This is a genomic window from Nostoc sp. NMS2, from assembly GCF_017115105.1.
In the GTDB taxonomy this organism is placed as follows: Bacteria; Cyanobacteriota; Cyanobacteriia; order Cyanobacteriales; family Nostocaceae; genus Nostoc.
In genome coordinates this window covers 1-23,922 of the sequence record NZ_JABXKH010000119.1, presented here as the reverse complement: position 1 = coordinate 23,922, position 23,922 = coordinate 1, and the positions used below count along the sequence as shown (strand labels likewise).

The 23,922-nt window shown below is 39.6% G+C and carries 19 protein-coding genes and 1 pseudogene; 11 read left to right on the top strand and 9 right to left on the bottom strand.

Translation table 11 applies throughout. The features are described from left to right. Positions 1-521: pseudogene (locus tag HWQ36_RS21265) on the top strand (hypothetical protein); the annotation flags it as partial. A gap of 53 nt (positions 522-574) precedes the next feature. Here the strand turns inward: HWQ36_RS21265 and clpP are convergent. After that, positions 575-1,183 (bottom strand): ATP-dependent Clp endopeptidase proteolytic subunit ClpP, encoded by a 609-nt coding sequence (clpP, locus tag HWQ36_RS21260; protein ID WP_292706215.1) that lies wholly within the window; start codon positions 1,181-1,183, stop codon positions 575-577. Positions 1,184-1,825: 642 nt separating this feature from the next. Between clpP and HWQ36_RS21255 the strand changes: the two genes are divergently transcribed. From HWQ36_RS21255 to HWQ36_RS21245, 3 genes are all read left to right on the top strand, one after another. After that, complete coding sequence (locus HWQ36_RS21255; protein ID WP_292706214.1) at positions 1,826-1,981, top strand: hypothetical protein; 156 nt, start codon at positions 1,826-1,828, stop codon at positions 1,979-1,981. Between the two features lie 614 nt (positions 1,982-2,595). After that, positions 2,596-4,659, top strand: a complete 2,064-nt coding sequence (locus HWQ36_RS21250; RefSeq protein ID WP_292706213.1) for a thioredoxin domain-containing protein — start codon at positions 2,596-2,598, stop codon at positions 4,657-4,659. 130 nt (positions 4,660-4,789) lie between these two features. Next, on the top strand, positions 4,790-5,386 hold the full coding sequence (locus HWQ36_RS21245; protein WP_292706212.1) for a molybdenum cofactor guanylyltransferase: 597 nt from the start codon (positions 4,790-4,792) through the stop codon (positions 5,384-5,386). A 233-nt stretch (positions 5,387-5,619) separates the two neighbouring features. On the opposite strand, the gene HWQ36_RS21240 is transcribed toward HWQ36_RS21245, so the two are convergent. After that, positions 5,620-7,119: a family 10 glycosylhydrolase gene (locus HWQ36_RS21240; RefSeq protein WP_292706210.1), complete on the bottom strand. Its 1,500-nt coding sequence runs from the start codon at positions 7,117-7,119 to the stop codon at positions 5,620-5,622. 444 nt (positions 7,120-7,563) lie between these two features. Here HWQ36_RS21240 and HWQ36_RS21235 point away from each other — a divergent pair, with 444 nt between their 5' ends. Next, positions 7,564-8,499, top strand: coding sequence for an ABC transporter substrate-binding protein (locus HWQ36_RS21235; protein ID WP_292706207.1), 936 nt, complete (start codon positions 7,564-7,566; stop codon positions 8,497-8,499). Positions 8,500-8,777: 278 nt separating this feature from the next. Here HWQ36_RS21235 and HWQ36_RS21230 read toward each other — a convergent pair whose 3' ends face one another. From HWQ36_RS21230 to HWQ36_RS21215, 4 genes are all read right to left on the bottom strand, one after another. After that, positions 8,778-9,746: an FTR1 family protein gene (locus HWQ36_RS21230; protein ID WP_292706206.1), complete on the bottom strand. Its 969-nt coding sequence runs from the start codon at positions 9,744-9,746 to the stop codon at positions 8,778-8,780. 161 nt (positions 9,747-9,907) lie between these two features. Beyond that, entirely contained in the window at positions 9,908-10,342 is a 435-nt protein-coding gene (locus HWQ36_RS21225; protein WP_292706204.1) for a ferritin-like domain-containing protein, read from the bottom strand. A 117-nt stretch (positions 10,343-10,459) separates the two neighbouring features. Further along, entirely contained in the window at positions 10,460-11,497 is a 1,038-nt protein-coding gene (locus HWQ36_RS21220; protein ID WP_292706202.1) for a helix-hairpin-helix domain-containing protein, read from the bottom strand. 161 nt (positions 11,498-11,658) lie between these two features. Beyond that, positions 11,659-12,684 carry a multicopper oxidase domain-containing protein gene (locus HWQ36_RS21215; RefSeq protein WP_292706200.1) on the bottom strand — a complete coding sequence of 342 codons (1,026 nt, stop codon included), beginning with the start codon at positions 12,682-12,684 and terminating at the stop codon, positions 11,659-11,661. A gap of 699 nt (positions 12,685-13,383) precedes the next feature. Here HWQ36_RS21215 and HWQ36_RS21210 point away from each other — a divergent pair. The 4 genes from HWQ36_RS21210 (at position 13,384) to cofH (ending at position 18,746) form a co-directional block, all read left to right on the top strand. After that, entirely contained in the window at positions 13,384-13,575 is a 192-nt protein-coding gene (locus tag HWQ36_RS21210) for a CbtB domain-containing protein (RefSeq protein ID WP_163927486.1), read from the top strand. A 296-nt stretch (positions 13,576-13,871) separates the two neighbouring features. Beyond that, complete coding sequence (locus HWQ36_RS21205; RefSeq protein WP_292706196.1) at positions 13,872-15,050, top strand: hypothetical protein; 1,179 nt, start codon at positions 13,872-13,874, stop codon at positions 15,048-15,050. A gap of 561 nt (positions 15,051-15,611) precedes the next feature. Next, positions 15,612-17,555, top strand: coding sequence for a glycosyltransferase family 39 protein (locus HWQ36_RS21200; protein ID WP_292706194.1), 1,944 nt, complete (start codon positions 15,612-15,614; stop codon positions 17,553-17,555). Positions 17,556-17,603: 48 nt separating this feature from the next. Further along, on the top strand, positions 17,604-18,746 hold the full coding sequence (gene cofH, locus HWQ36_RS21195; protein ID WP_292706192.1) for a 7,8-didemethyl-8-hydroxy-5-deazariboflavin synthase subunit CofH: 1,143 nt from the start codon (positions 17,604-17,606) through the stop codon (positions 18,744-18,746). A gap of 107 nt (positions 18,747-18,853) precedes the next feature. Here the strand turns inward: cofH and HWQ36_RS21190 are convergent, their stop codons facing one another. Next, on the bottom strand, positions 18,854-20,539 hold the full coding sequence (locus HWQ36_RS21190) for an alkaline phosphatase family protein (protein ID WP_292706190.1): 1,686 nt from the start codon (positions 20,537-20,539) through the stop codon (positions 18,854-18,856). A 376-nt stretch (positions 20,540-20,915) separates the two neighbouring features. Here HWQ36_RS21190 and HWQ36_RS21185 point away from each other — a divergent pair, with 376 nt between their 5' ends. Both HWQ36_RS21185 and HWQ36_RS21180 read left to right on the top strand, forming a co-directional pair. Then, positions 20,916-21,590 (top strand): response regulator transcription factor, encoded by a 675-nt coding sequence (locus HWQ36_RS21185; protein ID WP_292706187.1) that lies wholly within the window; start codon positions 20,916-20,918, stop codon positions 21,588-21,590. Between the two features lie 155 nt (positions 21,591-21,745). Continuing rightward, the gene (locus HWQ36_RS21180; RefSeq protein ID WP_292706185.1) at positions 21,746-22,978 is read left to right on the top strand and encodes a HAMP domain-containing histidine kinase; all 1,233 of its coding nucleotides are present in this window, start codon (positions 21,746-21,748) and stop codon (positions 22,976-22,978) included. Positions 22,979-22,995: 17 nt separating this feature from the next. On the opposite strand, the gene HWQ36_RS21175 is transcribed toward HWQ36_RS21180, so the two are convergent. Next, positions 22,996-23,460, bottom strand: a complete 465-nt coding sequence (locus HWQ36_RS21175; protein WP_292706183.1) for a PepSY domain-containing protein — start codon at positions 23,458-23,460, stop codon at positions 22,996-22,998. Positions 23,461-23,646: 186 nt separating this feature from the next. Next, the coding region (locus HWQ36_RS21170) for a hypothetical protein (RefSeq protein ID WP_292706180.1) at positions 23,647-23,922 on the bottom strand (276 nt) is incomplete at its 5' end.

Below are 23,922 nucleotides of genomic sequence, written 5' to 3'. Positions count from 1 at the left end.
TGATTGCCAAAATTAATGTTGAAATGCAGCGATTAGACTGGACAACAGAGCATATAGGGGAACATCTCAAAAAAAACTATGAGAAGCGATCGCTTACTTTGCTTACAGAAGTCGAATTATTAGACTTCCTCCACTATCTTGTATCTCAACCAACACCACCATTAGAAATTCTGATTGCCAAAATTAATGTTGAAATGCAGCGATTAGGCTGGACAACAGAGCAGATACGGGAACATCTCAAAGGAAGGTATGGGGAGAGATCGCTTACTTTACTTACAGAATTAGAATTACTAGATTTTCTCCAATACCTTGCACCTCAATCGGCATCACCAACATTATACGAAATTCTGATTGCCAAAATTAATGTTGAAATGCAGCGATTAGACTGGACAACAGAGCATATACGGGAACATCTCAAAAAAACCTATGAGAAGCGATCGCGTACTTTGCTGACAGAAGTAGAATTATTAGACTTCCTCCAATACCTTGAATCTCAGTCAGACCCATTAACGGGATTTTAATTAGTCATTAGTCTTTTGCTAATGACTAATGACTAATGACTAATGACTAATGACTAAACAACAGCAACTGCGGGGCGGCTACCAGCAGCGTGGCGGTCAATCACTTGGTCAATCAAACCGTATTCCGTGGCTTCCTCTGGTGACATGAAGAAGTCACGTTCAGTATCTTCAGCAATGCGCTCAATTGGTTGACCTGTATGTTCAGCTAAATAGTTATTTAGCCGTTGCTTGTGGTACAAAATTTCCCGCGCCTGAATTTCAATATCAGTCGCCTGTCCTTGAGCGCCACCGAGAGGTTGATGAATCATAATCCGAGAATGGGGTAAACTCATCCGCTTACCCTTAGCACCCGCGCTGAGGAGGAAAGCGCCCATACTCGCCGCCAATCCGGTACAAATTGTACAGACATCAGGGCGAATATGTTTCATAGTGTCAAAAATGCCCATACCAGCCGTCACCGAACCACCGGGAGAATTGATGTACATATATATGTCCTTCTCCGGGTCTTCAGCATCCAAATACAGCAGTTGGGCAACAATCAAGTTAGCAATGTTGTTGTCAACTTGTTGTCCCAAAAAGATGATGCGCTCACGTAACAGCCGTGAGTAGATGTCAAAGGCGCGTTCACCTCGACCCGATTGTTCAATAACGATAGGAATCATGGAAGCGTGTTTGTGGCTACTTTAAATACATTTTATCGGTGACAGCACAAAACTGGGGTTTATCTCTACTGTTCTCAAGCAGATAACTTAAATTTTTATTGAGGAAGGCAGGAGGTAAGAGGAAAACTGCCCTCTGTTTCCTACCGCGACCAACCAGGGAAAGGTTTTAAGACAAGAACAATGTACGAAACTTCAGTGGTTTCAATTCATCCGGGGTCGAATCCTATAAATGAATTGCTTCTGTTGCCTCCTTCAACATTTTCCCTTGCTCCCTGCCCCCTGCTCCCTGCTCCCTGCTCCCTTACCTCTTTTTCAACCTCTAAGGGCACTTTTTAGCCGCAAAAGGTGTCTAAGAGAATATCCCATACAGGGAAGAACAAATCAAAAAACTCTACTTATCGCCAACCTTATAATCTCGTTTTTTGCTAGATAACTTTGGCGATGTAGTCATTAAACCGATAACCAAAATCCAACTTGCTTAGGGACTTGTGTTTAATTCCTGTAACATTTTAAACATTTTTTTAGGATTTCCCTCAGCAATTATCAAGTTATTTTTGTTAGATTCGGTAAATCGATAGTACGAGGTGTATTTAGAATAACCAGTCCTAATTGAAATGCTATCCACTCAGAGAGAGACGTGCCATGCTGGAAAAACTTATACAAGCCGCCATCATCACCTTCTTGCTCCATCTGATAGCAGGACTTAGCCCAAATACTTTAATTCAGTCAAAGACAGCATCACCTGTGCAAGAAGCACCACCAAATATTGTTAGCTTGCTATTGCGCTCTTTTCAGTAAAAATATTTCACAACTTACACAGGTGTCGGCGATTTCTAAGACATGCACTACTACCTCCTACCCAAGGGGTAACTCGCTTGTAGGGTTATCTTGCATATACATATAGCCATTTTCAATCTAGTGAGGTACAGGTATGCAAATAGACCTAACCCCCAACCCGTTGCGGGAAGGGGGAACAATTCAAAGCCTCTCTCCTTTTAGGCTACGGTGTACACACATCTTTGTAGAAAACCAAAATGGTTGGAGATCCCCCTAAATCCATGCCACCTGCTCATGGGGGAAACCACGCCAGATGCTCCACTACAGCGCTTCGCGCATCCTGCGGCGGGGGAGACCCCTGTTCCCGCACTGGCTCCCCAAGACCGCAGTGGCTCCCCTTAAAAAGGGGGACTTTGATTCTAGTTCCCCCCTTTTTTAAGGGGGGTTATGGGGGATCAAAACGATATGAAATCAGGTGAGCAGACTTGTGTGTACACCGTAGCCTTTTAGGAGAGAGGAATGGAGGTGAGGTCAAAATTGTACTTTACTAGACCGAAAAGCGCTATAGCTGTCTAGGCTAACACTCTTGGGAACAAGGTAGACTGAGCAGAGAAGGCAACTATTTGCATTTAATCATGACTAATCGCCTTGCTGAAGCTAAGAGCCTCTATCTCCGCAAACACGCCGAAAACCCCATTGATTGGTGGCCTTGGTGTGACGAAGCACTTGCAACTGCAAGGGCGCAAAATAAACCAATTTTTCTCTCCATTGGTTACTCTAGTTGCCACTGGTGTACTGTCATGGAAGGCGAAGCTTTTTCTGATAGCGCGATCGCTGATTACATGAATGCTAATTATCTTCCCATCAAAGTAGACAGGGAAGAAAGACCTGACCTCGATAGCATTTATATGCAAGCTTTGCAGATGATGAGCGGTCAAGGGGGCTGGCCTTTGAATATTTTTCTTTCTCCAGAAGATTTAGTGCCGTTTTATGCTGGAACTTATTTCCCTGTAGACCCGCGCTATGGCCGTCCGGGATTTTTGCAGGTGTTGCAAGCCCTTCGCCGTTATTACGATACCGAAAAAGCAGAATTACAGCAACGCAAAGCCTTAATTATTGAGTCCCTGCTCACATCTGCGGTGTTGCAAGACGGTACAACAACTGAGCTTGAAGACCGAGAATTACTCCGCCAAGGTTGGGAAACCAGCACAGGTGTAATTACTCCAAGTCAATCTGGTAATAGTTTTCCGATGATTCCCTATACAGAATTAGCACTGCGGGGAACTCGATTTAATTTTGAATCTCGCTATGATGGCAAGCAAATTTGTACCCAGCGAGGACTAGATTTAGCGCTGGGAGGCATTTATGACCATCTGGGCGGTGGCTTTCATCGCTATACTGTTGACCCAACTTGGACAGTACCGCATTTTGAAAAGATGCTCTACGACAATGGGCAGATTGTGGAGTATCTAGCTAATTTATGGAGTGCAGGAGTACAAGAGCCAGCGTTTGAGAGAGCGGTTGCTGTTACTGTACAATGGCTGAAGCGGGAAATGACCGCGCCGGAAGGTTACTTCTATGCCTCTCAAGATGCCGACAGCTTCACCCAAGCCACGGCAGTAGAACCAGAAGAAGGAGCTTTTTATGTTTGGAGTTACAGCGAACTACAACAACTGTTAACGCCTGAAGAATTAACGGAATTACAACAAGAATTTACTGTTACCCCTAACGGTAACTTTGAAGGACGTAATGTTTTACAAAGAAGGAATTCTGGCAAACTGAGGGTAACGCTAGAAGCCGCACTGAGTAAGCTGTTTATTGTTCGCTATGGTGTTAGTTCTGAGTCGCTAGAAACTTTTCCCCCAGCTCGTAACAACCAGGAAGCAAAAACCACTAATTGGTCAGGTCGCATTCCCTCGGTGACAGATACAAAGATGATTGTCGCCTGGAATAGCTTGATGATTTCTGGGTTAGCTAAGGCTGCTGGCGTTTTCCAAGAACCATCATATTTGGAATTAGCAGCACAAGCCGCAAAATTTATCTTAGAAAATCAATTTGTCAATGGGCGTTTGCAGAGACTTAACTATCAAGGAGAACCAACTGTTTTAGCCCAATCTGAAGATTACGCTTTGTTTATTAAAGCTCTCTTGGATTTACAAGCTTCCAATCCTGAGCATAAGCAATGGTTAGAAAAAGCGATCGCTATCCAAGATGAATTCAACGAATTTCTCTGGAGTGTTGAATTAGGTGGCTATAATAACACATCAAGTGATTCTAGTCAAGATTTAATTGTCAGAGAGCGCAGTTACACAGATAATGCTACACCATCAGCTAATGGAATTGCGATCGCTAATCTTGTCCGTCTGGCCCTACTCACCGATAATCTAGATTATTTGGATTTAGCGGAACTTGGTTTGAAAGCTTTTAAGAGTGTAATGCATCGCGCTCCTCAAGCTTGTCCTAGCTTATTTACAGCTTTGGATTGGTATCGTAATTCTACCTTGATTCGTAGCACAACTGAGCAAATAAACTCGCTGATCCCTAAGTTTTTACCAACGGCTGCGTTTGCCGTAACATCTGATTTCCCAGAGGGAAGCGTTGGGTTAGTTTGCCAAGGTTTGAAGTGTCTTGCACCAGCAGAAAGTGTAGAGCATTTATTGCAGCAAGTGCAGAAAAGTCAGAATAGAGCTTTGGATTAATTCATAACGGTTTTTAAACGCAAAGGGACGCTGAGGAAAGCGCAGAGGTACGCAGAGTTTTTTAAGAGAATTAGCTCGGAACTTAGAAAATTCTGCACTTAGTCCCTAGAAACTAATTCGATGTATAACTATGACGAACCGAAGCGAATTAACCGCAATTGTATTAGCTGGCGGTAAGAGTTCTCGGATGGGTCAAGATAAAGCCTTGATTCCCATTCAAGGAGTGCCGTTGTTACAACGAGTTTGTGGGATTGCTCAAAGCTGTGCTGATACTGTTTATGTAGTAACTCCCTGGCCAGAACGCTATCAAGATTTACTTTTGCCTAATTGTCAGTTTCTCCAAGAAGTACCTTTATCTGGAGAATCTCTTGCCCACGGGCCTTTAGTGGGTTTTGCCCAAGGACTAGCCGAAGTGCAAACAGATTGGGTTATACTGCTAGCTTGCGATTTGCCGAGGTTGCGGGTTGAGGTGTTGCAAGATTGGGTAACTAGACTTGAGAGCGTGGGAGATAATGCGATCGCAGCTTTAGCTCATCATCCTAAAGGTTGGGAACCTCTGTGTGGTTTCTATCGCCGTCGCTGTTTGCCACAACTTTTAGAGTTTATCAACCAAGGGGGGCGATCGTTTCAGCAATGGCTTCAGCAATATCCTGTGGAAGTTTTGCCTTTAGCAGAACCCGAAATGCTGTTTAACTGTAATACACCAGAGGACTTGGCTTTAAGTTAATTAAAATAATTCGTAATTCGTAATTCGTAATAGAGCCTCCGGCACGCTCCGCGAACGTAATTAAGTAATGCATAGGGGATTTTAACCCCAACGCAAAACTTGTCGCGCTTTAGAAGCGAGGGACTTAGACCCCTCAAAAATGTTAAAGAAGATCCAGAATTCAGAATCAATTAGTGGGGGATAAGGGAAATTTTTCTTCTGAATTCTGACTCCTGACTCCTGAATTCTGTTATTTACCGAGTGCGACAAAATTTGCGATCGTTATCATTCTCAGGATATTGCCAAGAATAGGCAAAATGGCTAACTCCCTTCAGTTGGGGGGCGAATTGCCGGAGTGCCTGCATTTGCACTTCTAGGGATGGACGATTACTGACTGATTCTCCCCATTTGCCGGCTAAAGCTGGAATCACTTTAGTACCCGGTTTTGTCATACTCAAAACTCGTTGTACTTGCGCCACAATACAACTGACATTACCGCAATTTCCATAAGACATGGGATGCCACTCTAATGTCGTGGGGAAACGATCCCAAGGTTGTAAGCGAGAATCATACCCTTGTCCTACAGTTTGGTTGCCATCAGGGAAAAACACTACTCCCGTGGAAACACCTTGCTGCTTTGCTGGGTAACTGGCTATATTGACAAAATCTAAAATTCCTTGCATGGCGTGGGCTACTGCTAGTTGCCACAATTCCCATTGCAAAAGGGGTTGTCTGTCGGTTGCAGATAGAATTGATTTTTGGGCTGGTGGGGGAATGCGTCCTTGCCAGAGGGGTTGCCCTTCCTGGGGATAAAGTTTATCAATTTCTGCGATATCCCCGGCGGTGACATATCCCTTGCTCAAATAGCGGCGAATTAAGTCCAGTCCTTTGTAATTTAGTGCCCGTTTAAATAAAGCTTCTTGAATTGCAGGACTAAATAGCCATAAATCTGAAACTTTGGTGGCGATGGAATCACTTCCTGCTTGTCGGGGATAGCGCACATAGTCTAATAGCAAGCCATCTGGACGACGGCGCAAAACTTCTTTTACTAATTGGTAGTAGTCGCTTTTTGCTTGCGAGTTGTAGGGGTCGATAAATACTTGAGAGCCGTTATCTACAACATATAGGCTCGTTTGACCTTTGCCATTGCGAGCGATCGCACTTTCTCTATCTCGGCGCTGGGCGTAAGTATAACCGAAATTGTTAGTAAACATCCAGGCGTAGACCTTCAAACCCCGTTGCCGACCTTTTTGAATTGCTGTGGCGAGTATATCGATGTTTTCTTTTCCTGGAGTGCGAATTACAGAAGGCCAAACCGTCGGGTTAGCTTTTGCTGGCAATAATACCTGTCCGTCATAAAATACTTCCAAATAGACTTGGTTATAGCCACGGTTGACAATCCGATCCATAATCTGGTCAACTATTCCTGGCTGAATGTCACAGGGATACAAGCGCAACCAGACAGCTTGGATTTGTGGCCAAGTCCGAGTGCGGCACTCTTTTAATTCCTGTGCCTGTTTTTTTAGTAAGTTTTGGTAGCGGATTTGAGCATCTTGATTGCCTTTAAGGGCTGATAAACGTAAGTTTTCTTTTTCTTTCGCCGCCGATGATGATAACTGACAATATTGGGTTACTTGCGCCTTTGCTGGTTCGCTTCCAAAGTTGGGGAACAACGAACTACTAGTGAAAATAATAGCGAATATACGTCGCCAAAATAATGTTGATCTTGCAACGCTCAAAGGATGGTTAGACATATCTAGCAGTAGATGGACACAATAATCATCGACCCCAATTCAGATAATTGTAGGTAATATGTATCGAATTATATAAGTAAGCAGTAAGGGTTTAAAACCTATTTTTTCAAGACTGCCAAACCACTATTTGTGTTGCCGCATTTTTTTATAAATACATAAACGCATATAGGGAAGTATAAAACATCTGAATATAAAGCAATTTTAGTCTATTATTGGGTAGATTCCGCTTCTACCCTAGTTAGTGAAAATCTGCGAAAGCCAGTAGTTTTTTTGAAACAAGAACAGCTTGACTTTTAGCTGTTGTCATTAGCCACATCTTTTCAATCTCTGGCTTTGTTGATCCAACTTGGTACTTTATAGTTATATTGCAGTTACATTTGCGATTTTTGAATGTGGTGCTGAGTATGTTTCTTATGCAATTCTTACCCCAGAAGGAATTTTAATATGCATCGTCGTTGGCTATTATCTGCTTTAGCACTTTTGATGAGTATAGTTTTAGCTGCTTGCACGACTGCAACTACTCAGCAACCACAAATAAAAGTCACAAACCCTACTGAGACGATAAACGCAAATTCTCAACAACTACCAACAGGAGCGGTAAAAAGAGTTGTTGCTCTTTCTTCTCTTTCTGCTGATATCATCTCTCGACTAAATTCAACAAAAATTGTCGGAATCACTGGTAGTAAATTATTTAAGAATGACTCAAGATTCAAAGATATTCCCCGTGTTAGTGATGGACAAAGTTCGCCCAATTTAGAAAAAGTGGTAGCACTAAAACCAGATTTAGTTATTGGTGCAGAAGGTTTTTCTAACATCCCAATTCAAAAACTTCAGCAGCTAGGAATTAACACTTTTCTTACTAAGGTGAATAACTGGGAATCTCTAGAAGAACTTACAAAAACCCTTGCTAAAAAAATTGATGCCGATCCTGAGCCTTTGTTAAATCGTTATAAAACTTTCTTGCCAGAAAAGCAAACTCAGGGTTTTTCTACTCTAGCGTTGGTTAGTCGTCAACCAATTTTAGCGCCAAATAAAAATAGTTGGGCAGGGGATTTATTGGCAAAATTTCAGGCGAAAAATATAGCAGCAGATTTACAAGGAAAAAGTCCAATTGGTGGCTATGTGACGCTTTCGGCTGAGAAAGTTTTAGAAGCAAATCCAGAGGTGATAATTTTGGTTAATCCCCCACAAGGGAATTCAGAAGCAGCACTTTTGGATTCGCTGAAGAAGGAAGCTTTTTGGCAGCAATTAAAAGCAATTAAAAATAATCGAGTCTATGTGTTTGATTATTTTGGTTTGGTAAATCCAGGTAGTATAGATGCAATTGAAAAGGCTTGTCGGCAGCTTAAGCAAGTGTTGTTTGCACCACAAAGAACTTAGTTGAATTAAATATAATATAGTAATACCTTTGCCAAATCGAAAAATGTCTCGATTCGTAGGTTGGGTTGAGGCACGAAACCCAACGTATTTGTTGGGTTTTGCTTCGCTCAACCCAACCTACAATCAATTTTTTTGCAACATTTTAGCCTTGCCACGCCACTACGTGTATTTCAAAAATAAAATATGAGTCCTATAGTAATCTTATTTGATTTGTGAAAATCGCAAGTCTTCAGAACCCCGACTTATTAAATAAGTCGGGGTTCTAGTTGTTAGTGCTTTTAATCTTTTGCAGAACTAATCGGTTTTTGAGCAAAGGGGATATTTTTTTTACTTTCAGGAGAGGCACCTCCAAGGCTGCGGAAATACAGTCCTCCAATGGTAAGTAAAAAGGTTACATATCCCACTGCTTGTACAAGATAGAGATTGTCTCTATAACCAAATAAAGACTTGAGAATAATGCCAGGAAACTGTTCGTCAGGCAAGATTGTGGAAGTATTTGAAACCATTGGCCCCAAAATACAGGAGTGGACTTTTGTAAAACGTTCGTAATAGAAACAAAGGCTTTCTGTCGCGCGACTGCTAAGGGCAAGGTTAGCAACAGCTTCGTCAAAATGTTTCAAAGCTGAAACTACCAACCCAGCAACAATCAACACTAATAAAACACCCATTACCTGGAAAAACTGGCGGATGTTAATGTTGACACCCCATTTAAATAGCAGCACCCCAATTGCAGATGCTCCTACTAAACCACCAATAGCACCCAATGCTGGCATTAATCCTTGTTGAAAATTAGCAGCAACGAACAGAACAGTTTCAAAGCCTTCGCGGACAACGGCAACTAAAATTAAAGTAAAAACACCCCAACCAGCATTTGAATTTTGTGTTAGCGCTTGTGTAACTGCTCCTTCAACTGTAGCTTTCATGAATCTGGCTTGTTTAGTCATCCAGATTAGCATCCAACTGAGCATTGCGATCGCTAACACACTAAACACACCTTCCAAGGCTGGCTCAACTACGGAGGTGTATTGAGGATTCGCGGCTCCCAGTATTTGAATTACCCAACTGAATAGCACACCTATAAATGCACTGACGACAATGCCAACGCCGATACCAGCATATACCCAAGAGTTGAGTCGGGATTGTTTAGCTTTTTTCAGCAAAGCTAGCACAATACCAACAACTAGGGCAGCTTCTACTCCTTCTCGGAGTGTGATTACAAAAGTAGGTAGAGCAGTACTAAAATTCATCTTTTGTCCTTTATCTTTTGTCTTTTGTCATTAGTCAATTGTCCTTTGTCATTAGTCAGTTGTCCTTTGTCCTTTGTTCTTTGAATTTGTGACTAATGACCAATGACTAATGACTAATACTTCGACTACGCTCAGTACAAGTGACTAATGACCAATGACTATTAGCTAAAATCGCGTAGCATCTTTTTCAATTCGAGATTATGCATCTCTTCTTGCCCAATCATGCCGCGAGCGAATTCTTCAAGATAAATACTAGCATTGGTGACAGTTTCGAGGAGATTTTTATACAAATCCAATGCCTTTTTTTCATGGGATAAGCTTTCTTCCAAGATATCCTTGACTTTATGCTGGTAGGTTTCTTCCATTGGGGCAATTTTTAGGGAGGGATGCCCATCTAAACCTGTGAGAATTTCTCCTACTTGTTCAGCATGAAGTAAAGACTCACTTGCTTGTGCTTTGAAAAAAGCCACGATTGGAATGCGGTTAGGGCCAGTTACCATCAAAGAATAATGTGTATAGCGCACTACCCCTGCTAATTCAAATTCCATGATGGCGTTCAGCAGGTCAATGGTTTTGTTCTGGTCTAGTTCTTGCATCAGTTGTTAGTTCAAGTAATGAATGGAGTTTAATGAGTTCGTAATTCGTAATTCGTAACTCCTAATGATTTCATCATTTTAAACTCCTTGCCATAAGCTTCCCATTAAAACAAAGTGTTATCGCTGTGCTTGGGTATTGGATTTGTCAACTACTTTTTGAGAGTTTTCCTCAATGGTTTTCACCAGCTTGGTGACATCATTAGGTGTTTTGACTGCTTTAGCTGGTGGGATGGCGGATGGCCAAACTTTTATGAGTTCAGCGAAACTAGCATCGATAGCTTTGTGCGCTTCGGGATCTGCTTGAGCTACTTGACTAGAAATCCCTTTGTATAAATCATTGGCGTAAAAGACGAAACCACGGGAGTCTTGATACTCAATTGGTGCGGTTATTTTACCATTTGCGATCGCAGCGCCATATTCGGAGTTAGCTGAATCTAGCAATTCGTTAATTACCTGTAGCACAAATCCTGGTTTGGAACGTTGAGCTTCTGGCAAAGCTGCGATCGCGGAATCAACTGCTTGCACTGAAGAAGTAAAATTAGTTTTAACTTTGCTATCCTTCGGATTAGATTTCACTAAATCTTGCAAACTTACCAATGTTGTCTTAAATTCTTTGACTTTGCGCTCATTTAATTGTTCTTCTACATCAACGTAAATTTCCTCAACTGGATGTCCAATATGAGGTTCTGCCTGTTTCGGCTGATTTTGATCTAGCAGTTCTCGTGCTACCAAAAGATGCCCTTTCATTAAGCCCAATTTAGACATATAGTCAACATCTTTTGCCTCACCCGTGAGTGTCACTTCTTGAACACCAACCTGGTCTTTAATTTGGTCGAACTGCTCTTGATTAATTACTTTTTTAGTAACTAAATCTTCTGGGCTACCATAAGGACGATTTGCCTGGATTTTGTTAGATAAAGCTGGAACACCTAGTTTAGCTTCAAACTTATCTAATTCTGACAAGATAGCAGTATTAATGTTAATTTTTTCTTTGCTACCGTGACCACTATGACTGTTATTACTTACTGCCTCTGTAGCTGGAGTACTAGCAACTGGTGCTGATGGATTTTCTGCGGTTGGTCTACTGCTACAGGAACTTAAGGTAATTATTGCCGCAGTTGCAATAGTTAAACAGACATAACGAAGTTTTATCATTTTTGCTCCTCACACAACTAAAAAAGTATTAATTGAGACATTTCAAACTATTAGTAGAAGCTAGTTTGACACGTTGTAGTAGACTTTACTTTGACATATAATGAGAGTTTTTATCAACTAGTTGAACAAAAATTTTAATAAATTAGTGACAAATTATTTATTTAAGAATTTTTAACAGTATTTTGAGAGTTACTCTCAGTAAGTACTTCAAATTGACCCATGCAACCGTTTTCTGCGATCGCATCCTGATGGGGATGAAACATATACTTACCTGGGTAGCGAAAAGCAAATTCCAAGATGTGCCTTTCGGCTACACCCATCGTAATCACGTCTGCTTTCTCGCTAGGAGTCATACTCATGCCATAGCGATAGACATCAAAGAAGTTGGCATGGAGATGAAAAGTCACTGCCGGATCGTACTCAATGATGTTGAGGACATATAACCTAATCAACTGATCTTTGTAAATACGAATGGGATTATGCATGTAATAGTGGGGCAGACCATTGAAAGCGTAATAATCGTTATGGCTGTCATCATTCACGTCATACCCACCCATCACTAATACAATCTCATCAGCCGGGGGACGAGGTGTAGGTGGATCGATGATAAACATCCCATATAGTCCCTTAGCAATGTGACGGGTGACTGGTTCAATATGGCAGTGGTACAGGTGTACACCATAAGGTTCAGCATCAAATTCATAAATTGTGGCACTACCATTACTAATTGGGCGAACACCATCCATTTCCGCCGGATGAACCCCATGAAAATGCAAAGAGTGAGAATGTCCCGCATTGTTGAGAAATAGTACCCGGATGCGATCGCCTTGTTTTGCCCGTAGCGTTGGGCCTGGTATGCGACCGTTTAAGTCCCAGATGTTGTAAGAGACAGCACTATTGAGCTTGATGATGGAAGTACCCGCAGTTAGCTGAAATTCCCGGATAGTCCGCCCATTTTCTTGCTTTACCGTCCCATAATCAAAATCCCTTACCATCATCATTGGGTTAGTAACGTCGTCTGGTGCTGACCTATCGAATGGTGGCACTTTGACAATTGACTTACTTTCTAGATTTAGCATCTGCCAAAGTCCAGCTGCACCAGTCACTCCAGCACCTGCTAGGCCCAGCTTCAATAATTGACGGCGGCTCCAAGGCTTTCCGTTACCTAGTGCGAAGTTGTTGGGCATGACATTTAGTTACGGTTAGCACCAAAAAAGAATTGCAAAAGATTTGCAATTGCTTTTAGATATTAGAGGAATTAACAATTATTGTCAATAATTTTATAGTGCTTAAAAACTGTTATTTAGCTTGCCAAATCTAGATCAAGCTAGAATCAGTCCTTGAAAATTTTAGCCAAATTTACTTTAATTTGACAGTATTATTACGCTCATTTATGTATAAATTATGTTTAGTAAAAACTAACTATTTCATGCCTATTTTTGATATGCTTATTGCTTCAGCAGTACCTGTAGTACAAACAATGAGTATAATAGCATCTTGGATATAGACACAAACAAATATCGGTAATCTGTGGCGTATTTAACTGGCTTAGAGATAACATAAATTGCATTTCAAGGAATTTTGGATGCTTGGTAACATGAGCATTTTAAATTTTAATCTGTTACCTTCGTGTTATCAGCTTTGAAAATGCCGTCACTCAAATCCATGTGTCATTCTTTTGTTATTTGTATGGATTTTATGTGGAGATTTCTACATCCTGATGAGCCAATGTTCAAAGGATAGTATAGTATTCACTAAAGTCGAATTACACAATACATTTGATACACACTTGTCAAGTACAAAGTTGATCGTATATCTTTTTCCAATCAAGCGGCATCATGCCTTTTGATTGATGAATTACCCAAATTAATTATAGGAGGTCAAAAATGACTACTTTTTCTCAGATGTCAGTATTGCAGAAGACCGCAGGTATTACCTTATCCAAGCCTGTGCAGGTAACACTCTATATGCTGCTATCTTCTTTAGTTATCTGGACTGTTTTATTCTCTACCTATCCTGCGGTTCATAATACAGCACACTCAGCGCGTCACCATACATTAGGCGTTGCATGTCACTAAATTATCATAATCCCAAGATTTTTTAGGTGAATGAAAAACTTTGCTAGGTAACATAACAAAGTTACGACGCTAAAATATCGCAGGTTTCGCACCAGTGTTTTTGCTTGGAAATAACTTTTAGGTAATGTGGAGATGCTTTTTTCATCTCCACATTACCTTAACTGGATTTTAGATGGTGTCTGAATTCATGAATAATTATTTTACCTAGTAATAAGAATCTGGAGTAAGTTTCATCCACCGCTATTAAGCTTTAAGTTGTAAAAAGTATATAAGTTTCACATTTACCGTAAGTTTTTATGAAAAAATATCGACTTTTTGGAGTTATCAGTGCTGTTTGCATCACCTTGTCAATTCTTTATTCCTTTGTAGGGAATTCCCAAATCCCTGCATCCAGAGTGCAACTCTCTACCAACCCACCTTTAGAACGTATTCTTCCCTTTGAAGCAGAGGCAGAAAAACCACAATCTCCTGTCACCCTGACGTTACAAGCTGTTGATGCTGCGGGTAAACATTTAGAACATACCAAAATTAGCTTACAAATTCTAACACCGCCGCGAAATCCTTGGTTAACAACAGATTTCCCTATTGTTGAGGGAACAAAATTGCTGCAAATGGATGCTATTGCACCTGATGGGAAGTTAGAAATTCAGCAGATGTTACCCATTCGTGGTAACTACCAACTACTGGTGAAGGTGTCACCTTTAGTAGCAAATGCTTTTGCTCCATATCAGCAAACCTTAAATCTAAATGTCCACGAAAATCCAATCAAATATAAATATTTTGTGGTTATCGCAGCTATTTTACTATCACTTGGATTGTTAGGTGGTTGGGTTATCGGCGGACAAGAAGAACTACAACAAGGAGAAATTGCACCCCAGTCAGTCCGGCTTTTATTAAGTGCATTGACAGTAGTGGCTATAGTAACCCTATTAGTTATCAATATTAGTGCAGAAGTTGCCGAAGCTCATGGCAGTGAACACCACCCAAGTAGTACCGAAGTAATCGCACCATCATCTCAAAAATCTCAGGGATTGGAAATTAGCCTTGACGGAGATAAAAACGCCACTGTCGGAAAACTTGCGAATTTGGCTTTACAGGTGAAAGATACAGCAACCGGACAACCGATCACAGATGTAGCGTTGGAAGTAAAAGCGATCGCCACGGAACATAATTTAACAGTCTTTGACTACAAAGGTATTCCCGATGAACAAGGTAAGTTAACATGGCTGGAACAGTTTTTTGATGGTTCACCCCACAAAATCGAGGTGCAAGCAACTCCTCTATCAGGATCTAACCGTCAATTTGCACCAGTGAAAGTAGCGCAAGAAGTTGAAGTTGAAGCGATCGCACCACCAATTTATATCAGATTAATTGGTTTATTCTACTTTACAGCCTTTGTCGGCATTGGTATGGCGATCGGGTTGCTAATACAGCATCGACGAACACCACGGGAAATTAATAATATCAATGCTTGAGTGAGAGTTTCCGCTAATACAACGATGTGTATTAATAAATTAAAATAGTTGTGGTAAAACAAAACCACGCTATTTTTTTGTTAATAGGTTATGTAAACTACAAAAAGGTAATGTGCAAGGACAAGGTAAATTACAATACGGTTGGGTTAGGCATTTTTTTATTCTCTCTGCGAGATGCTGCGCTAAGAGAATGTTTGAAAAGTCCTCTTGTTAGTAGCAAAACATTATAGATCCCCCTAAATCCCCCTTTTTAAGGGGAGCCAGCGCGGTCTTGGGGTCTCCCCTGCCGCAGGATGCGCGAAGCGCTGTAGTGGAGCGACTGGCGTGGGCTAGGGGTGATCTAGAAGTGCCTAAAGTCACAGCGAAACACTTTTCAAATACCCTCTAAGGCGGTTCCTTAAAAAATTGACTTTGATAACAGAGTTTTAGCCTTAACTGAACTGTATTGAGGGAAATTATTGATTTAATTCTTAAATATTCATAACAACAACTGCTAGCCATCTATTGCGGCTTGAGTAATTTATAAGTTACAACAGTATAAATTAAATTTACATTGGTAATATGTTTATATTTTTGCCTATCATTTCGTTAATTGCTATTTTTTTGCTAATTAATAAAAGTCGTAACGATTGGCGTGAATCTGCAATCTTATCAGCGACTTACTGGGGAATTTTACTCACTGCAATCACAGAATTTTTGAGTTTTTTTAAATTAATTGCTTTTGGCTGGATATTAGGAACTTGGGGACTGATATGTATCATATTAATTTATATATACTTTCGGCTAAATCATCAAATATTAACGACTTCAGAGCAAAATAATTCTTCGGAAATCAAGAAAGATATTAAAATTAAACCATTTGCAAATTTTTTGTTATATGGCGTAGTTTTCGTTGTAGCGATAGTTGGATTAATTGCCATCATTGCACCACCCAATAACTGGGATTCTATGGATTATCACATGAGTCGTGTTGCTTATTGGATACAAAATCATAGCATTGCTAATTATCCAACAAATTATACTCCACAGCTATATCAAAATCCTTGGTCAGAGTTCGTGATTTTGCACTTTCAAATTTTGAGTGGTGGTGACTACTTCGCTAACTTAGTTCAATGGTTCAGCATGATTGGCTGTATTATTGGAGTGTCATTAATTGCTAAAAAACTTGAAGCAGATTTACGAGGTCAGGTTTTTTCTGCTGTTATAACTGCAACAATTCCTATGGGAATTTTACAAGCTTCAAGCACTCAAAATGATTATGTGCTTGCATTCTGGATAGTTTGTCTTGCCTACTACTTACTATCAGCTATCCAAGCAGGAAAAAACGATATTTGGACGAACTCATTTAATATTGGTAGTAGTACAGGATTAGCTATTTTGAGTAAGGGAACTGCTTATTTTTATGTATTTCCCTTCTTGATTTGGTTTGGATTTTACCAGATTAAAAGTTTGCGCTGGAAAGTATGGAAGCCAGCTTTGATAGTAGGAAGTATATCTTTATTACTTAATATTAGTCACTATTTACGTAATTATCATTTATTTGCTTCGCCACTCGGTGAACCAGGTGGCTATCGGAATGAAGTGCTTGGTGTTAATATACTCATTTCTAATATTCTTAGAAATGTTGCTTTGCATATAGGAACACCGATTGGTTTATGGAATGGAATAGCAAATAAACTAATTCAAATTATCCATATATTCATTGGTGTAGATATTAACGATCCTCGAATAACTTTTTCCAAGACATTCTTTGTCCCAGGAGGTTGGTCAACAATTGGGATATCTGGTAATGAAAATAGTGCTGGTAATTTAGTACATCTAGCACTGATAATTATATGTATAATTATTTTTCTAGCTCGAAAGTCTATCCGTAAAGAAAGTTATATTTTTGCTTATCTCATTGCTACCGTATCGACATTTTTGATATTTTGCTACTTGGTAAAATGGCAAGCCTGGAATAGTCGTTTGCATTTACCTTTTTTTGTACTAATTTCTCCATTCATAGGTGTTATTTTATCTAAACTTAAAAAGCAAAAAATTGCGATTTTGATAGTAACATTTTTGCTAGTCTCATCATTGCCGTGGGTATTTTTTAACAGATATAGACCTATTATTGATAGCAACAACATATTCCAAACTAGTAGAATTGAGCAGTATTTTAGTAATAGACCATACCTGAAAAATACTTATATAGGAGCAGTTGATTTTTTAAATTCAAAGAAATGCTCGAATATTGGGCTATCAATGGGAAATGACCCTTGGGAATACCCTTTATGGGTACTTTTGCAACAAAATAATCAAGAAATGGTTATTCAACATATTAATGTAACCAATATTTCGGCAGTCTTAGAAAAAGAAGATTATTATAAAGATTTTGAACCTTGTGGGATTATTTCGATGGAAACTAAAAAAAGTAAACACAATAAATCTCAAGAAATTGATTTTAAAGGTAAAACTTATCTTCGAGCATGGGATTCTCCAGACCTTGGTATATTTATTAAGTAGAATTTTATTTTTTACTGGATCATAAATTGAAGATTTACTGAAAAAATAATGCTAACGAAAATTTCTTTGGAAAAAATTCTTGAGCGTGCCTTGATGGGGTATGACTTATCTTCCCAAGAGGGAGTGATATTGTTACAACAAACTGAGCCAAAGGCGATCGCAGCAATCCGTGCTACATCAGACACACTCCGCCACACTCAAGCAGGCGATACGGTTACATACATAATTAACCGTAATATCAACTTTACTAATATTTGTGAGCAGCACTGTAGTTTTTGTGCTTTCCGTCGAGATGATGGTGATGCCGGTGCATACTGGTTAGATTCGGCGCAAATTTTGGAAAAAGCAACAGATGCAGTGCGACGAGGTGCAACGGAAATCTGTATGCAGGGTGGGTTAAATCCACAAGCGCAGATAAATGGTAAATCTTTACCCTACTATCTCAAGGTAGTGGAAACCATCAAAAAGGAATTTCCACAGATTCATCTCCATGCTTTCTCTCCCCAAGAAGTGGAATTTATCGCCAGACTTGATGGACTTGAATATGCTGATGTAATTATTGCTTTGCGCGATGCTGGTGTTAGCTCAATGCCGGGAACAGCAGCAGAAGTATTAGACGATGAAGTAAGGCGGATATTGTGTCCAGAGAAGATTAATACAGCCACTTGGCTAGAAATTGTCAGCACCGCTCATAAATTAGGCTTGCATACCACCAGCACCATGTTATCTGGGCATATTGAAACCCACGAGCAGCAAATCGGACATTTAGAAAAATTGCGATCGCTCCAAAAAACTGCCATCAATCAGGGATATCCCGCAAAGATCACAGAGTTTATTTTATTACCATTCATTGGCCAAGAAGCGCCCAAACCTTTACGTCGCCGTGTCGGACGCGATCAACCAGTTTTAAGCGATGCCCTGCTGCTAGGCGCTGTGGCGCGGATTTACTTGGGTAATTGGATTCCCAACCATCAGCAGAGTTGGGTAAAACTGGGGCTTGCAGGTGCAACCGAAGCCTTAGTTTGGGGTTGCAACGATATCGGTGGTACCTTGATGGAGGAGCATATCACTACAATGGCAGGTGCTTTGGGTGGTACATGTATGGAAGTGGAAACTTTAGAAACTGCGATCGCTTCTTTAAAACGACCTTACCAACAACGTGATACCCTGTATCAGAAAATTAAGAATTAAGAAAAAATTCCTCTTCAATCTTCTTACTCTGTGTTCTCTGCGCCTCTGCGGTTAAATAAATTGCTTTTAAACCGCAGAGGCACAGAGAGAAAAAACCGATTTAACGCTTAACTGATTTGTTTACATCTTCTCCATACAGAAACCGTTAACATCAAGCCCGTAATAGATAACAAACCAAGATTTGCATCTGGCTCTGGTACTGTGTGGGTATCAGAAATTCCTAACCCTGGTAGTCTTTTAGTACCTTCCTTAACAGCACCCTGTAATAATTCAGGATCTAACCCCAACGCATCTAGAGCCGTAACAGCAACTTGAGTTGTTTTTACAGTCTGTGTTTCGATTGTACCTTTGATTCCAGAAGCTAAAATCCCACTAGAAGCAATCAATGCAACATGAGTATCGTCATCCGAAAAACCCCCATGTTCAGCCCTTTTTGTACCATCTGAAATCACATATCCAGGGTTCAATTTGATAATTAAATCTGGTGTCCTGTCATCTGACAACGGATTACCAAAACCTGCTTGTTGTAGTGCATCACCAGATAACACCTCATTAATCGCTGGATTGTTGAGATTCTTTAAAAGAGTTTTCGCAGTATCAGCTTGACTTTGATCTGCAAGCCAAAATAAGCCAATATCATCTTGTGTTGTATGATTTACGATAATTCCAGCTTTTTCTAAGACATCTGTAAATGTGTTTTCGGCAATCAGGGTAGCTGTTCCCTCACGAGGACTTTGACCGTGTTTTGCTGTTAAGACCACCAGTGTTGAATCAAACAAATTTTGTTGCTTCAATGCATTAACTATGTTCCCGATACTAGCGTCTGTATGTTGCAGGGCATCAATTAATCCAGGTGAAGGTGTTCCATCAGCAGTAATTCCACCATTGCTACTAGCATCTTTCTGGGCGACGCTAAGAGATTGAAAATTCATGCCAAAAATAGCAGGAGTTCCCGGAGTAGTCGTTCCTTGAGAATCCTTACCAGCTATTTGATTTAAAAGCGCATTTACCTTCAGATCATCATAAGCCTCTGTAAGACTAGTGCTTTTAGTTGTCGTTTTAAATGTGAGATTACTAGGATTTTGGGCCGTTGATTGATCAACTAATTTTCCGTTTTCTAAGGCAACCTTAGCATTAATTTCTGGAGCATAAAAATCATCAATTCCCTTACCTGAAGGCCCATTCGCAAGGTCATAAGCAGGATGTTTGTCAATAAATGCAGTGTGTAACCCCGCATCATGAGCTACCTCAAAAATTGTATTAACATTCAGGTAGTTATGAGGATAAATCGGTTTTCCTGTGCTGTCTACTGGCAACTTACTTGAATCAATGCTACCTTTACCAAAATCACCTCCTCCACTAAGAAGATTTGGGTTTTGATCAATGCTTTCATCAAAAACAACTTCAGTACCAGCAGGATTTCCTAGTTTACTTAATAATGAGCGACTATATGAATTGTCATAATAAACCCCTGTAGTTTTTGGACTTGCTCCTGTTAGGTAGTTCAATTCACCAGGAAAGGAATCGGAAGGTGTGCTGGTAAAGGCGTTAGTATAAGTAACACCATTTGCTTGCAAATTCTTAATATTCGATAAATAAGGTTGAAGCAAAGGATCATCGATGTCAGCATCATGTAGTCCATCTACTGATAAGAGCAACACATGTTGGTAAAGACTGGCTGCTGTTGCTTCTGAGTTATTAAATTGTAAAAATGTCTGCCCTGTTAAAATAACTGTGCTGAAAATCACTGTTTTTAAAACAGTAGGTAGATGAGAATTACTAAATCGATTCATCCTATTTATTTCCTTTGTTGATAAAATACTCTGTGTATTGTTATAGCCCTATGGTTATTAGCAATTAACCTAAGCTAAAACAACACAAAGTGTTGTGAAATATACTTGGTTGCAAAGGTATTTGGTTACTAAATAGCAAAAATTTAAACTCCTCTATTTATCGTTACTTCTGTTAAAGTAACCATTTAATTTAGGAATTGGTTATTTGATGAGTCAGCTTCATTGGTATCGCATATTTTGATGCTCAAACGAAAGATTAATCAAATCAGATTAATTTAAAGTTAAGAATATATGATAAAAAAATTAAGATTAACCTTGTAGGTAAGATAATCCTTGCTTGTGTTAAAAAGCCCTAATAATTTAGAGGTGGAGCATTATGAGAATTTTAATAGTTGAAGATGACGATCGCATTGCCAAGCCATTAGCCGAGTTTTTAAGGCGACAACACCATATTGTAGATATAACAACCGATGGGTTGGCAGCTTGGGAATGGTCACAATCAGCACTATATGAGCTAATTTTATTAGATTTAATGCTTCCTAAATTAGATGGAATTACTCTATGTAAGCGTTTACGCGCTGCTTCATCTAATGTTCTGATTTTAATGCTGACGGCACGAGATACAACAGGCGATAAAATTATCGGACTCGATGCTGGTGCTGATGATTACTTAATTAAGCCATTTGAATTAAAAGAGTTAGCAGCACGCATCAGAGCTTTAGCTCGAAGAACTCCAGAAATTCGTCCCCAGATTTTAATCCACGGTGATTTGCAACTAGACCCAGCAAATCAACAGGTTACTTATGCAGGAAATATCATATCATTAACTCCTAAAGAATATATGATATTAGAATATTTTTTGAGAAACCAAAATCAAGTTGTTACTCGCTCGGCGATTCTTGATAAATTGTGGGACTTTGATAAATCTTCGGGAGAAGGAAGTATTAAAACTCATATTACAAATTTGCGGAATAAACTTAGAGCATCTGGAAGTTCAGAAGACTTGATTGAAAATATCTATGGTATTGGTTATCGTCTTGGACACAATTAAAATAATTCGTAATTCGTAATTCGTAATTTGTAATTTGTAATTCGTAGCCAGAGGCGGTTAAGATGCCCCACCCCACAAAATTAGATAATTTATTTGCTAGAAAAGCCTTATTCAAATCTTTAGTTAAAAATTAACAATTTCATAACGAAAATAATGTGTTTCAAAGAATTAGATATCGTTTATTGTTGTCTTACTTAGTTGTGTTCGCATCGCTGCTGGGAATATTTGCGATCGCAGTCCGATTTGCTTTCACACGCAGTCTGACTGAACAAATCACCGATCAACTCACAGCTATAGGTAAAGGTGCAGCTGCAAATGTAGAGTTTGAAAAAGGTCGCCTAACGGTTGAAAGTGACTTTCGTTCACAAGACTTAATTGCTTATCATCAAGCATTGCAGTGGTTTGATACTCAAGGAAATTTGATTACCCAACAAGGAAAAACTGTTTTAACTTTACCTTTTTTACCAAACAAAATAGTACAAGCTAGGACTGGTAAAATTTCTATTCAAGCAGTAACCGTACCAATTATTGCTAGCGATAATGGCGATCTAGTTGGGTATGTTAGAGTGAGTCAATCTTTAGAAGAATTTGATGAAACCCTCCAAAAATTAGACTGGGGATTAGGCGGTGGGATTATTATAACTTTGGTTCTGAGTGGTATTGGCGGAATTTTACTAACTCGTCAAGCAATGCAACCCATTGAAGAGAGTTTTGCAAAGCTTAAACAATTTACTGCTGATGCTTCTCATGAACTACGGAGTCCGTTAATGGCTATCAAAATTAATGCTGAGTTACCCCTAGAATATCCAGAAGAAATAGGGCCAAAAGATGCAGAAAAGTTTCAGGCGATCGTCAATGCTACTAACCAGATGACTCGCCTTACAGAAGACTTACTGATGTTAGCACGCACTGATAGAGTTTCCAAACAGAATAGGGATACTCTCGATTTAACGTCAATATTAGAGAACCTGATCAAACTGTATAAACCTCAAGCTGAGGCTAAAGAAATTAATTTAAAAATTCAATTAATCGCTAATCTTCAGCTAATAGGTGATTCAGTTCAATTAACGCGACTGTTTACTAATTTAATTGAAAATGCACTCTACTACACACCATCAAGAGGCGTAGTTGAAATTAAAACTAGTCGTGTTGGTTCCCAGCTTTATGTCAACCTGCAAGATACAGGTGTTGGAATTGCACCAGAGTATACAGACAAGGTTTTTGAGCGTTTTTGGCGAGCAGATCAATCTCGTTCTTATTGGTCAGGTGGTTCTGGTTTAGGGCTAGCGATCGCTCAAGCGATCGCCCAAAATCACGGTGGATTAATTAGTGTTACGAGTCAATTAGGAGTTGGTAGTTGTTTTACTGTCCGTTTACCAACTTCTTGACAATGTGACTTTCCTGCTTATTTGCCATCATTATTGGTTTCTTGAACTTGAATACTACTCTTGGGACGAGTAGCTTCATTCTTCTCATCTTGTTGATTGGCATTCTCAGCATAGAGAACTTTGCCATTACCAGCATCAACCTTAACATCTTGCTGACCAATTTCTACAGAATAAACTAAGTTGCCATCTTCATTTTCGAGTTTGACACTTTTCGCTTTTCCTCCTACAGATGCCTCAACTGTTTGCTGTGCTTGTTGTGCTGTAATTTTAGCTAGCGGTTGCAGTTTTGCCGCTTCTTGTGCATCGTCGTTGGTTTCACCGTCGCCATCACTAGCTTCAGCAACTTGAATAACACTATGATGCTGACGTGCAATCGCTACAAAAGATTGTGGTTGTTTTGCAGACACAACTCTCGACAATCCAGCGAGTCCCAAAGTACCAATAAAAGCTGCTGCCAAAATGATTTTTTTGGAAGTCTTCATACTTGTGAAATTCCTTTAATTCTGGGTTTGTATTTTCACAGTAGGTAATAAAAGTCAAGAAATAGTCAAGATTGGTTTGAGTTCAATAAATTCAACATTAAATGGTGAAAATAATTTTTAATGAGATATTTCAGCTATTTATAGTGCCTATATTATGAGAAAATCCCGTTTTCAATCAAATCTTGACTATTTCTTGACTTTTGCTGTGTAAAGTACAATCATTCTGTAATTGCTGAGAGTACAGCTAACTTTAAGAGGTTTTGGTACGGTTGGAACCAGTATGCTTTTTTTGTCTATTTTTGACGATGACTTATTACAGCCTTGCATAAAATCGTGGCGAATTGAGGGTTGAAATTTAAACGCAAAGGGGCGCAGAGAATTCGCTACGAATTCATGAAATGTTGTACTTAAACCACGTCTATCTTGAAACCTGTAGTTCAACTCTAATGAATAAGGATTTGC